The sequence below is a fragment of the Serratia sp. GW822-FHT06E05 genome (assembly GCF_058799445.1).
The window spans coordinates 17,758-29,642 of the sequence record NZ_JBXALM010000012.1 but is presented as its reverse complement, the minus strand read 5'-3'; the positions used below and the strand labels follow the sequence as shown (position 1 = coordinate 29,642).

The following is an 11,885-nucleotide window of genomic DNA, read 5'->3' as shown; positions in this document are numbered from 1 at the left end:
AAAATAACGATGAAACGCAAACACCTCTGGGTATTAAACCCTTGCCTGCTGGCGATGCTCGCCCCTACGGCCTGGGCAGAAGAACAAAAAAGCGAAGAGCAAATGGTGGTTTCCGCCAGCCGTACGCACCGTACAGTGGCAGAAATGGCGCAGACCACCTGGGTGATTGAGAGCCAGGAAATTGAGCAGCAAGTCCAGGGCGGTAAAGAGATCAAGGACATGCTGGCGCAGTTGATCCCGGGCATGGACGTCAGCGGTCAGGGGCGTACCAACTACGGCATGAACCTGCGCGGCCGCTCAATGATGGTGATGATCGACGGCGTACGTTTGAACTCATCGCGCAGCGACAGTCGCCAGTTGGATTCGATCGATCCCTTTAATATCGATCACATTGAAGTGATCTCCGGTGCTACCTCGCTGTACGGCGGCGGCAGCACCGGCGGCTTGATCAACATCGTTACCAAAAAAGGCCAGAAAGAGCAGCAGGTTGAACTGCAGATCGGCGGTAAAACCGGCTTTGGCGGCCACACCGACCACGACGAGAACGTAGCGGCAGCGGTCAGCGGCGGCAACGACAACGCCTCGGGCCGGTTGTCGGTCTCCTATCAGCGCTACGGTGGCTGGTATGACGGCAAGGGCAACGAAGTCCTGATTGATAATACTCAGACTGGCCTGCAATATTCCGATCGCCTCGACGTGATGGGCACCGGCACCATCAATATCGATGACCACCAGCAGTTGCAGTTGACCACTCAGTATTACAAAAGCCAGTCCGATGGCGACCACGGCCTGTTCCTGGGGGAAAATTTCGCCGCGGTGACCGGCAGCGCCAAGGCGTACAACAGCGGCAATCTCAATTCGGATCGTATTCCAGGCACCGAACGCCACCTGATCAACCTGCAGTACTCCAACACCGATTTCCTCGGCCAGGATCTGGTAGCGCAGGTCTACTATCGTGATGAGTCGCTGACCTTCTATCCGTTCCCGACGCTGGCGGGCAAAGCCCCGAATTATTACGTCAGCAGCATCGGTGCTTCCCAGCAAAAAACCGACTTTTACGGCGGCAAGCTGACGCTGAACAGTAAGCCGATCGAGGCCCTGACGTTAACCTACGGCATCGACGCCGAGCATGAGACGTTCAACTCCAACCAGCAGTTCTTCGATCTGGCGAAAGCGCAGCAGTCTGGCGGTATGGACCTGCAAAACGCCTATAACACCGGCCGCTACCCAGGCTACAGCACCACCAACCTGGCGTCCTTCCTGCAGGCAAGCTACGACATCAACCCTATCTTTACCCTGAGCGGCGGCGTGCGCTACCAGTACACCGAAAACAAGATTGATGACTTCGTCGGCTACAACCAGCAGCAGGCTATCGCTACCGGCGCCGCCACCTCGGCTGATGCTATCCCGGGCGGGAAAACGGACTACAACAACGCCCTGTTCAACGCCGGCCTGTTGGCACACCTGACCGAACGTCAGCAGACCTGGATCAACTTCTCGCAGGGTTACGAGATCCCGGATCCGGGCAAATATTACGGCAACGGTACCTATGCGCTGAACAACGGCCACTACCAGTTGAACAAAAGCGTCAACGTTGGCGACTCCAAGCTGGAAGGCATTAAGGTTAACTCCTACGAACTTGGCTGGCGTTACACCGGCGATAACCTGCGCACGCAGATTGCCGGCTACTACTCCCTGTCCGATAAGAGTATTTCGATCAACAAAACCGACATGACCATTAACGTCAACTCGGACAAACGCCGTATTTACGGGATGGAAGGCGCGGTCGATTACTTCTTCGAAGACAGCGACTGGAGTGCGGGCACCAACTTTAACTTCATCCGCTCCGAGACCAAGGTCAACGGCGAATGGAAAAAGCTGGTAGTGGATACCGCCAGCCCATCCAAAGTGACTGCCTATGTCGGCTGGGCGCCGGGCGACTGGAACCTGCGCCTGCAGTCACAGCAGACTTTCGACGTATCGGATGACGGCGATTACACCAAGGCAGGCTCTACCCAGGGACGTAAAATTGATGGCTACAACACCATCGATTTCCTCGGCAGCTACGCGTTGCCGGTGGGTAAACTCAGCTTCAGCGTAGAAAACCTGCTGGATAAGGAATACACCACCGTTTGGGGCCAGCGCGCACCCATTCTCTATAGCCCGACCTACGGCTCGCCCGAGCTTTACAGCTATAAAGGCCGCGGCCGTACCTTTGGTCTGAACTACTCCGTACTGTTCTGATCCATGCAGGAGTGAATCCTGCGCTCAAACATAACGAAAAGGGCCACATCGGCCCTTTTTTACTTCTTAAAAGGATGCTGTACCAGCCAGTGGTCAGCAATATCCTGGCGTCGACATACCCAAACCCGATCGTATTGCTCGATATAGTCCAGGAATCGCTGCAGCGCGCGAAACTTGCCCGGACGGCCCAATAAACGGCAGTGCATGCCGATCGACAGCATCTTCGGCGACTCCTCGCCTTCGGCATACAGCACGTCGAAGCTGTCTTTCAGATAGGTAAAGAACTGCTCGCCGGTGTTAAACCCCTGTGGCGAGGCAAAGCGCATATCGTTGGCCTCGAGGGTATAGGGTACGATCAGGTGCGGCTTTGTTTCACCATTGGCGCACTGCACCTCGGTCCAGAACGGTAAATCGTCTCCGTAATAGTCGCTGTCGTATTGCAAGCCACCGTGCTCTACCACCAAACGACGGGTATTGGGACTGTCCCGCCCGGTATACCAACCGAGCGGTGCCTGGCCGAACAGATCCCGCAATACCGTCATCGCCTGCTGCATGTGCTGCCGTTCGGTCACTTCATCCATCTGCTGATAGTGGATCCAGCGCCAGCCGTGGCTGACCACATCGTAACCGGCGTTTTTAATCGCTTCGACCACCTGCGGGTTACGCGCCAGCGCCATCGCCACGCCAAACACCGTCAAGGGCAGGCCGCGACGCTGAAATTCATCGTGGATGCGCCAGAACCCGGCGCGTGAACCATATTCGTAAAGGGAATCCATCGACATATGCCGTTCTGGATAGCTGGCCGCGCCGATGATATCGGAAAGAAACTGTTCGGAGCCGGCGTCGCCATGCAGCACGTTGTTTTCAGCCCCTTCCTCATAATTGAGGACAAACTGCACCGCGATGCGCGCCTGACCAGGCCAACGAGCATGCGGCGGACGACCGGCGTAGCCGATCAAATCACGGGGATAATCTTTATTGAACGCGAAATCACTCATCGTTGTTTCCCCTTACCGATCACCCGTTAAAATGACTGAACATGCCGGACAAAGGTTTTGCCCGCGGAAAATCCAGATCGCCGTGCTTGCTGGTGCTCAGACCGAGCGCGCTTAGCGATTCGATCATTTTTACCGCAGCGCTGACGCCGTCGATCACCGGGATCCCCAATTCCAGCGTCAGTTCGCGCGCCAAATCGGCCATGCCGCCGCAGCCAAGCACAATCGCCCCGCTGCCATCCTGTTGCTTAGCCCGGATGCACTGCTCACGCACTTTTTGCTGAGCCCGACCGCTGCCGTCCTCCAGCGCCAACACCGGCAGATCAATCGCATGCAGCGCCGCACAGTGCCGCTCAAAACCGTATTGATGCAGTAAATGCCTTGCAATGACCAACGTGCGCGGCAGCGTGGTAACAATGGAAAAACGCGTCGCCACCAGCGTTGCCATGTGCATTGCCGCCTCGGCGATGCCGACCACCGGCTTGTCGGCCAGCTCACGCGCGGCCAGCAAACCCGGATCGCCAAAGCAAGCAATGACATGACCGCTCACACCGGCTTCTCGGCCGGCTTTCACCTGCTGCAAAACGCCAATGGCAGCAATGGCTTCGTCAAAATGTCCCTCTATCGATGGCGCCCCTTCCTGCGGGCAGACCGCCAGGATTTCGGTGCCCGGCGCAGCCACCGCACGCGCCGCAGCGGCGATGGTTTCGGTCATTGCCTGGCTGGTGTTCGGATTGATGACCTGAATAATGCAGCGAGTTGTCATAGCGTCTCCCGCGGATCTGCGTCGGCAAAAATATGGGCGAAATCCGGCGTTTCATTCGCGTCATGGTTAAACCGTAAATTCGCCACAATATCGTCAAAATGGCGGACCATATGATCTGCCAGCGCCGCGCTGTCTTTCCCCCTCAACAGCGCCAGCAAATCGCTGTGATCGTGGCAGCGACACCCCTGCTGCCAGGGTGAACCATAAACGGCAATCGCCAGCGACGATCGCAAAGTGAGCTGCGACACCATTTCGGTCAGCACCTGATTACCGGCGATAGCCTGCAGTTGAACGTGAAACGCGGCGGACAGGCGGATCGCCGCAGCGCCGTCCTGATCGCGGTGCGCCTGCTGTTCCTGCGCCACGATCTCCTCCATCGCCAGCAGATGCTTTTCGTCGCAGTGGGCAAGCACCTGCGGCAGGTTGGTGCATTCCAGCATTTTTCGCGTCTGGAATACCTGGGTTGCCTCGTCCTGCCCGGGCGTAGCGACCTGTGCACCACGTTTGGGCAGTTGGGTCACCAATTGCACTGCGGCAAGGCGCTGCAGCACCCGACGGATCCCGGTTCGGCTCACGCCGAAGGTCTCGGCCAAGGCTTCTTCCGGCAATTTGCTGCCGGGCAGCAACCGATGTTCGACAATGGCTTTCACCAACGAGTTGTAAATATGATCGTCTTTATCTTCAATGAAATAAGTGGCCTGTTGCCCATGCCACGCGGCGTTGGTACCGATCGTCGTGCCGACCATTTTCTGCTCCCCGTCCCCTTGAATAGTCAAATCGTATACAAGATGAAGATATTTTGTATACAAAAAAGAAAAGTCTGGCCTGGATCCTGCAAAAGCCCTCTCAGCAACCTTTGCCAAAAAACAGATAACAACATCCGGGTGACGTTCTTGAGAGGAGCACGATTTATGCCAAACCCTAATGAAAACTACAGTCCCAAGCTGTGCAACGACGATCTGGCACCTACGCGTGACCAGAACTGGAGCTGGTACAACATTTTTTCTTTCTGGATGTCCGATGTACACAGCATGGGCGGCTATGTGGTGGCCGCCAGCTTCTTCGCCCTCGGCCTGTCGAGCTGGCAGGTCCTGATTTGCCTGCTGGTGGGGATTTGCATCGTGCAGTTTTGCGCTAACCTGGTGGCCAAGCCCAGCCAGCTCGGCGGCGTGCCCTACGCCGTATTAAGCCGCCAGGCGTTTGGCGTGTTCGGCGCCAATATCCCGGCGGTGATCCGCGGCATGATCGCCTTCGCCTGGTATGGCATCCAAACCTATCTGGCCTCCAACGCGCTGATGCTCACACTGCTGAAATTCTTCCCGTCGCTGGAACCGATGACCCAGCCGCATTTTCTTGGGCTGTCGCAGCTTGGCTGGGTTTGTTACATCACCATGTGGCTGCTGCAGGCGATGGTGTTTTGGCACGGTATGCAGGCAATTAAGCGTTTTATCGACATCGCCGGGCCGGCGGTTTACGTGGTGATGTTCGCACTGGCAGGCTGGATTGTATACCGAGTCGGTTTCTCTAATCTCTCCCTTACTCTGGCGAGCAAAAACCTGAGTGCCGGTGAGCAAGGCTGGCTGATGCTGACCGCCACCGCGCTGGTGGTCTCTTATTTCTCCGGCCCGCTGCTTAACTTCGGCGACTTTACCCGCTACGGAAAAAGTTTTGCTGAGGTACAGCGCGGCAATCGCTGGGGTTTACCCTTCAACTACCTGCTGTTTTCGTTGGTCACCGTGGTGATCGTTTCCGGCACCCTGCCATTGTTCGGGCAACTGATCACCGATCCGATCGAAACCGTCACCCGCCTCGACAGCGATATCGCCGTGGCCCTTGGGTTGCTGACGATGATCGTCGCCACCATCGGCATCAATATCGTGGCCAACTTTGTCTCGCCGGCCTTTGATTTTTCCAACTGTTCGCCGCAGAAGATCAGCTTCCGTACCGGCGGGATGATTGCCGCCGTTGGCTCGTTCCTGTTGACCCCCTGGAACCTGTTCCAGTCACCCGAGCTGATTCACTACACGCTGGACGTATTAGCGGCCTTTATCGGCCCGTTGTTCGGCATTCTGTTGGTGGATTTCTACATTATCAAACGCGGTGAACTGCACGTCGACGACCTGTACAATGCCACGCCAGGCGGCCGTTACTGGTATAAAAATGGCTTCAATCCGAATGCGATTTGGGCGCTGGTACCCTCAGTGATTATCGGGTTGGCGATCAGCTTCACGCCGAGTTTGCATCAGGTGGCTAACTTCAGTTGGTTTATCGGGGCAGCGTTGGGTGGGGGCTGTTATCGGATCATTGCTCGCCGGGAGTGGGCAGCCAATCAGGCGGTGACCTTCGCCAAAACGCAATTGAGCAAAGATTAAAAACAACGAAGCCCTGAGTTATTGCTAACTCAGGGCTTCTAAATGTTGGCGGAACGGACGGGGCTCGAACCCGCGACCCCCTGCGTGACAGGCAGGTATTCTAACCAACTGAACTACCGCTCCGCGCCGTTCTTCTCTTGCGAGAGGAACGAGGCGCATATTACGGTTGAGCCACTATGTCGTCAATGCCTTTTTCTTACCAAATGAACCGTTTGCACAGTTTTTCAGCTAACGGAACCCAAAGGTGATAACGCCCGGTTTATTTACGTCGAAAATACCGTTATTCCGCTTCCGTACGCCACAGGCAACTGCCGCCCTTTTTCGCCACCAAATCCAGACGCGCCTCATGGGCCATCACTTCTTCATCGCTGGCGTAAACCACTTTCATTGCCGTTGCCGGACGCACAATGCGCTGAATGTCCTGCGTCGAATTGTTGTTTTGCGTATCCCCTTCCATCTGGAAGGCCATTGACGTCTGACCGCCGGTCATCGCCAGATAGACTTCCGCCAGGATCTCGGCATCGAGCAATGCGCCGTGCAGCGTACGCTTGCTGTTGTCTATCTCATAACGACTGCACAGGGCGTCGAGGTTGTTGCGCTTGCCCGGGAACAGGCGACGCGCCATTAACAGGCTGTCGGTGATGGTGCAGAAGGTATCGGTCTTCGGAATGCCCTGCTGCAGCATGCGGAATTCGTGATCCATAAAGCCGATGTCGAACGCCGCATTATGGATAACTAACTCACCGCCGCGGATAAAGTCGATAAACTCATCGGCAATTTGGTCGAACGTCGGTTTATCCGCCAGGAACTCGTCGCTGATGCCGTGAACCCCATAGGCCTCCGGGTCCACCAGCCGATCCGGCTTGATGTAGACGTGGTAGTGGCGACCGGTCGGGCGACGGTTAATGACCTCGACCGCACCAATTTCAATGATGCGATGGCCTTCGTAATGCACCCCGAGCTTGTTCATACCGGTGGTTTCGGTATCGAGGACAATCTGTCTGGTGGTTGTAGTGATCATATTGCAGTGCTCACAGCGTTCGTTTATGTCAGACTTGGCTTTTATAAAACTGATAGGAAGAGTCTACCAGAGATGCTTAAACAGGTAGAAATTTTCACCGACGGCTCCTGCCTTGGCAACCCGGGTCCCGGTGGTTACGGCGCCATACTGCGCTATAAGCAGACGGAAAAAACCTTTAGCGCGGGCTTCCGCCTGACCACCAACAATCGCATGGAGATGATGGCGGCGATTGTCGCATTGGAAGCGCTGACCACGCCTTGCGAAGTGATCCTCAGCACCGACAGCCAATATGTACGCCAGGGCATTACCAGTTGGATCCATAACTGGAAAAAGCGTGGCTGGAAGACCGCCGACAAAAAGCCGGTCAAGAATGTCGATCTTTGGCAGCGTCTGGACCTGGCCATTCAGCGCCACACCGTCAAATGGGAATGGGTCAAGGGCCACGCCGGCCATCCGGAAAACGAACGCTGCGACGTACTGGCACGTGAGGCGGCCGGCAATCCAACGCAGGAAGACGTGGGTTACAAACCGGAAAACTAAGGCTGCTTGCGATAACTCTTGGTCGCGCCGACGGCGCGGCTGAGAGAAGGCTTTCGCGCCCCGAACTTCATCGGCGTGGGCGTCAACGGCAAAGTGCGCTTACGCGCCACAATCACGCTCATACACCCCAGCGCCGGTAAATGGGTGCACAAAAACTTCCCGCCCTTACGCTGCCACGGCAGCACGTGAAAACGCGACTGATGCAACACCTCATAATTCAACAGGCTCAGCCAGTCCAGCAGGCGCATTTGAGTAAACATCCGGCTGACGTAAGGCTGGCGGCGGCGTAACCCTGGCACCAGTTTCCCCAACCCCAACAGACTGAACGGGTTGAAGCTGCTGATCACCAGCCAGCCGTCGTCGATCAACACGCGATCGACTTCACGCAGCATGCGGTGCGGATCGTCAGCATAGGATAGCGTGTGTGCCAGCAAACAGGCATCTACCGACTTGGCGGCGAAGGGCAATTGGTAAGCATCTGCGACCACCTGCAGGTTATCGCCTTCCATGCTGACGTTGACCTGGTGGGAAATGGCGCATTTATCCGTTGCCAGACTGGCGCTGAGATTACCGATTTTAAGCAGGTGGAAACCAAACAGCTTCGGCCACCAGGGTTGCAACTGCCGCTCTAGCGCCTCACGATAGTATTCCCCCCACGGCAACTCGGCCCAAGACTGTGGGCTGGCGAGCTTTTGTAGAGTATGGGCTGGTTTCATGATTTATTATCTTCTTTCAAGCCGTTGCCAACGAGAGGTCCAAGATGAATCTTATCAGTATTCCCGCCTTCCAGGACAATTACATTTGGTTGTTAGATAACCAGCAGGGGCACGGCATCATTGTCGATCCCGGTGAGGCACAGCCGGTACTTGATGCGCTGGAACGCCTGAATTTGACGCCTGACGCGATTCTGTTGACCCACCATCATCACGATCACGTCGGTGGCGTAGCGCAAATTGTGGCACGCTATCCTGGGCTGAAGGTCTATGGGCCACAGGAAACTGCCGACAAAGGCGCTAACCACATCGTTCATGACGGAGAAACCCTCGAGATCGATGGCCGAAAATTCGCCGTAATCGCGGTTCCCGGACATACCTTGGGCCATATTGCATTCTATAGCGCCCCTTATCTTTTCTGCGGAGACACTATTTTTTCTGCCGGCTGCGGCAGGCTGTTTGAAGGGACCGCAGAACAAATGTACGACTCATTTCAACAACTCGCGCAACTTCCCGATAACACCTTAATTTGTTGCGCGCATGAATATACACTTTCAAATCTTAAGTTTGCGCGGGCTATTTTGCCGGAAGATCGAGGAATTGAAACATATCAGCAACAAGTTGAAGCGTTACGGGCAAAAGGCCTGCCTAGCGTCCCCACTCAGCTACAATTAGAGCGTAAAATTAACCTATTTTTACGCTGTCATGACACTGATTTACAAAGAAAATTAGGCTTTCACACGCCACCACAGCACCTTCATTCGGTTTTTTCCGAATTACGCCTGCGAAAAGACAACTTCTGAGCTTTTAGTTGTGTTATTTGACGAAGCAAAGTATGATTGCTCGTCTTTTAAGCAACTACATTGACACACACATGAAGGCTAAAGCGATATTTCTCGCCTCAGTCTTGCTAGTGGGGTGCCAGTCGTCCAGGCAGGACGCACCGGCCCCAGAACAGCATGCACAGAGTTTGTCTTCGGCAGGTCAAGAGAGTGAAGCAGGAGAGTACACAGCGAATGGTCGAGCGAGCTCGGCGCGGTGGCTAGATAACAATAGTGGTGCCGCGCAACAGAACCTGTGGAACTTCATTAGCGACGAGCTGAAGATGGAGGTTCCGGAAAATTCCCGGATCCGTGATCAAAAAAGAAAGTACCTAAAAAGTAAGAGCTATCTCCACGATGTAACATTACGGGCAGAGCCGTACATGTACTGGATAGTCGGGCAGATTAAGAAACGCAATATGCCGATGGAACTGGTACTGCTACCCATAGTGGAGAGCGCTTTTGACCCACACGCCACGTCAAGTGCCAACGCCGCAGGGCTATGGCAAATCGTGCCGCAAACGGGTCGCAATTATGGTTTGAAAAACAACCAGTGGTATGACGGGCGACGCGATGTCGTCGCCTCGACGACGGCTGCGCTTGATATGATGCAGTATTTGAACCGCATGTTTAACGGTGACTGGTTACTGACCGTTGCCGCTTATAACAGTGGTGAAGGCCGTGTCATGCAAGCGGTTAAGGCGAATAAACGCCAGGGTAAGCCAACCAATTTCTGGGCATTGTCGCTTCCGCGTGAAACGTCAATTTATGTTCCGAAAATGCTGGCGCTGAGCGACATCATTAAAAACAGCAAGAAGTACGGTATCAATCTTCCGAAGACTGATAATACCCGTGCACTGGCGCGTATCGATGTTGGGCAGCAAATACAGTTAACTCAGGCGGCTGAGATGGCTGGGCTTTCAATCACCAAGATGAAAGCTTATAACCCAGGCTACAAAAAAGGCGTTACGGCACCCAACGGGCCCCATTACATTATGGTTCCCAAAGGTCATGCTGATCAGCTGAAAGACTCGTTGGCCGATGGCCAGATCGCAGTGACTCAGCCAACCACTCAGTTGGCGAAGAACAGCGGTTTGACAGGCGGTAGCTCGTATAAGGTTCGCTCTGGCGACACGGTATCGGGCATTGCCAAGCGGTTGAATATTAAGTCCAGCGATTTGCAGAGTTGGAACAACTTACGTGCCAAGAGCACCTTAAAAGTTGGGCAAACCCTGCAAGTGGCCAGCAACACCGGCAGTAACAGCAGTATCACCTATCAGGTTCGCAAAGGTGATTCGCTGGCCAGTATTGCACGTCGTCACGGCGTCGATATTAACGACGTGATGCGTTGGAACTCAACGCTAGCCAAGGCTAACAATCTGCAACCGGGTCTGAAATTGACCCTGTTTGTCAGTGATAAGTCGTCGCCGGATACCTAAATTTTCGGCACAAAAAAAGCACTCTGCGGGGTGCTTTTTTATTGTCTGAATACGGACGATAATCACCAGTGCGGTTTGTCAGCCTCGGGATGAAACTCCACCAGCAGCGGATTATGGTCTGACGCGCTGGTCACCAGCACCGAAGCCTCCGCCACGCCCATATTGCGATAAAACACAAAGTCCAGCGGTCGGCCAAACGCCTTACGACGATGATCGTCCGTGAAGTTCACCTCACGCAGTGCCATATCGCTGGCGAACTGATACAGCGCATTGATTCGTTTACGGCTCCAAGCATTAAAATCCCCGGCCATAATCACCGGCCCGTGGTGGTTGGCAATCTGCTCACCAATCGGCCCCAGTTGCTTACTGTAGACGTCCACGCCCAGGCTGAAGTTCACCGCATGAATATTTACGACCATCAAAAGCTGGCCGTTAAACAACGGGTAAACGGTGATTAACGCCGATTTGGCCAGCCGCAGCAGTGGTTCGCGTTCGCGTAATGGGCAGCAATACACCGGATGCGCTGCCGCCAAAGTCATCACACCCGAAGGGTGTTGCGGCAATACAAAAGCCGGCACCTGATCGGCAGCCAGATAGTTTGACGTGGCAAAGCTCACCAGTTCAGGCGTGGTTTGCGCCTCCTGCAGCAGGACCAGTTGCGCATCCTTGCCATAGCTTTTCAACACCGAGAGCCAGTCTGCCCGTTGCTGTTTAAAGATGTTCCACACCATCACTCGCAACGCGCCGGACGTAGGCAATGCAGCCCCGGGCGGCAGCGGTTGATTAATAGCGCCAGGGAAAATTCGCTCAACTGGCTGACCTGCAACATACCTCATTGCATAAGTTCGTTTCGGCACGCTATTCGCCTATTTCCCATTAGGATGAAACTGACGGTGACATTCCCGCCAACATTGAATCGATTATACGCCTGCCCTCACCTGACGGCATGGCTTTTACGGGGTATATCCTTTCCA

The 11,885-nt window shown here is 54.9% G+C and carries 11 protein-coding genes and 1 tRNA gene; 5 read left to right on the top strand and 7 right to left on the bottom strand.

Annotated elements, in window-relative coordinates; genetic code table 11:
* The first annotated feature begins 9 nt into the window (after positions 1-9).
* On the top strand, positions 10-2,244 hold the full coding sequence (locus AC1RKC_RS21880; protein WP_048759747.1) for a TonB-dependent siderophore receptor: 2,235 nt from the start codon (positions 10-12) through the stop codon (positions 2,242-2,244).
* A gap of 59 nt (positions 2,245-2,303) precedes the next feature.
* Here the strand turns inward: AC1RKC_RS21880 and puuE are convergent, their stop codons facing one another.
* The 3 genes from puuE to AC1RKC_RS21865 are packed head-to-tail and all read right to left on the bottom strand — an operon-like array spanning position 2,304 to position 4,751.
* On the bottom strand, positions 2,304-3,242 hold the full coding sequence (gene puuE / locus AC1RKC_RS21875; protein ID WP_493092502.1) for an allantoinase PuuE: 939 nt from the start codon (positions 3,240-3,242) through the stop codon (positions 2,304-2,306).
* A 19-nt stretch (positions 3,243-3,261) separates the two neighbouring features.
* A complete protein-coding gene (gene hpxA, locus AC1RKC_RS21870) occupies positions 3,262-4,005 on the bottom strand; it encodes an allantoin racemase (RefSeq protein ID WP_046374450.1) in 744 nt (247 codons plus the stop codon).
* Positions 4,002-4,751 (bottom strand): GntR family transcriptional regulator, encoded by a 750-nt coding sequence (locus AC1RKC_RS21865; RefSeq protein ID WP_048759750.1) that lies wholly within the window; start codon positions 4,749-4,751, stop codon positions 4,002-4,004. Before AC1RKC_RS21865 ends, hpxA begins: the two co-directional genes overlap by 4 nt.
* Positions 4,752-4,916: 165 nt before the next feature.
* Here AC1RKC_RS21865 and AC1RKC_RS21860 point away from each other — a divergent pair, with 165 nt between their 5' ends.
* A complete protein-coding gene (locus AC1RKC_RS21860; protein WP_020825329.1) occupies positions 4,917-6,377 on the top strand; it encodes an NCS1 family nucleobase:cation symporter-1 in 1,461 nt (486 codons plus the stop codon).
* Positions 6,378-6,423: 46 nt separating this feature from the next.
* Here AC1RKC_RS21860 and AC1RKC_RS21855 read toward each other — a convergent pair.
* Both AC1RKC_RS21855 and dnaQ read right to left on the bottom strand, forming a co-directional pair.
* A tRNA-Asp gene (locus AC1RKC_RS21855) sits at positions 6,424-6,500 on the bottom strand.
* A 157-nt stretch (positions 6,501-6,657) separates the two neighbouring features.
* Positions 6,658-7,398 carry a DNA polymerase III subunit epsilon gene (gene dnaQ / locus AC1RKC_RS21850; protein WP_020825328.1) on the bottom strand — a complete coding sequence of 247 codons (741 nt, stop codon included), beginning with the start codon at positions 7,396-7,398 and terminating at the stop codon, positions 6,658-6,660.
* A 72-nt stretch (positions 7,399-7,470) separates the two neighbouring features.
* On the opposite strand from dnaQ, the gene rnhA reads away from it, so the two are divergent.
* A complete protein-coding gene (rnhA, locus tag AC1RKC_RS21845; protein ID WP_020825327.1) occupies positions 7,471-7,938 on the top strand; it encodes a ribonuclease HI in 468 nt (155 codons plus the stop codon).
* Here rnhA and AC1RKC_RS21840 read toward each other — a convergent pair.
* A complete protein-coding gene (locus AC1RKC_RS21840; RefSeq protein ID WP_261134950.1) occupies positions 7,935-8,654 on the bottom strand; it encodes a class I SAM-dependent methyltransferase in 720 nt (239 codons plus the stop codon). The genes rnhA and AC1RKC_RS21840 overlap by 4 nt on opposite strands.
* 44 nt (positions 8,655-8,698) lie before the next feature.
* Between AC1RKC_RS21840 and gloB the strand changes: the two genes are divergently transcribed.
* A complete protein-coding gene (gene gloB / locus AC1RKC_RS21835) occupies positions 8,699-9,454 on the top strand; it encodes a hydroxyacylglutathione hydrolase (protein WP_116691247.1) in 756 nt (251 codons plus the stop codon).
* Positions 9,455-9,525: 71 nt separating this feature from the next.
* Positions 9,526-10,911: a murein transglycosylase D gene (gene mltD / locus AC1RKC_RS21830; protein ID WP_170868526.1), complete on the top strand. Its 1,386-nt coding sequence runs from the start codon at positions 9,526-9,528 to the stop codon at positions 10,909-10,911.
* Positions 10,912-10,973: 62 nt separating this feature from the next.
* Here the strand turns inward: mltD and AC1RKC_RS21825 are convergent, their stop codons facing one another.
* Positions 10,974-11,768, bottom strand: coding sequence for an endonuclease/exonuclease/phosphatase family protein (locus tag AC1RKC_RS21825; RefSeq protein WP_071844577.1), 795 nt, complete (start codon positions 11,766-11,768; stop codon positions 10,974-10,976).
* Positions 11,769-11,885 lie beyond the last annotated feature (117 nt).

Coding starts and splice junctions, on each gene's coding strand:
- AC1RKC_RS21860 (WP_020825329.1), top strand. CDS start 4,917: ATGCCAAACCCTAATGAAAACTACAGTCCCAAGCTGTGCAACGACGAT.
- rnhA (WP_020825327.1), top strand. CDS start 7,471: ATGCTTAAACAGGTAGAAATTTTCACCGACGGCTCCTGCCTTGGCAAC.
- puuE (WP_493092502.1), bottom strand. CDS start 3,242: ATGAGTGATTTCGCGTTCAATAAAGATTATCCCCGTGATTTGATCGGC.
- mltD (WP_170868526.1), top strand. CDS start 9,526: ATGAAGGCTAAAGCGATATTTCTCGCCTCAGTCTTGCTAGTGGGGTGC.
- gloB (WP_116691247.1), top strand. CDS start 8,699: ATGAATCTTATCAGTATTCCCGCCTTCCAGGACAATTACATTTGGTTG.
- hpxA (WP_046374450.1), bottom strand. CDS start 4,005: ATGACAACTCGCTGCATTATTCAGGTCATCAATCCGAACACCAGCCAG.
- AC1RKC_RS21865 (WP_048759750.1), bottom strand. CDS start 4,751: ATGGTCGGCACGACGATCGGTACCAACGCCGCGTGGCATGGGCAACAG.
- AC1RKC_RS21880 (WP_048759747.1), top strand. CDS start 10: ATGAAACGCAAACACCTCTGGGTATTAAACCCTTGCCTGCTGGCGATG.
- AC1RKC_RS21840 (WP_261134950.1), bottom strand. CDS start 8,654: ATGAAACCAGCCCATACTCTACAAAAGCTCGCCAGCCCACAGTCTTGG.
- dnaQ (WP_020825328.1), bottom strand. CDS start 7,398: ATGATCACTACAACCACCAGACAGATTGTCCTCGATACCGAAACCACC.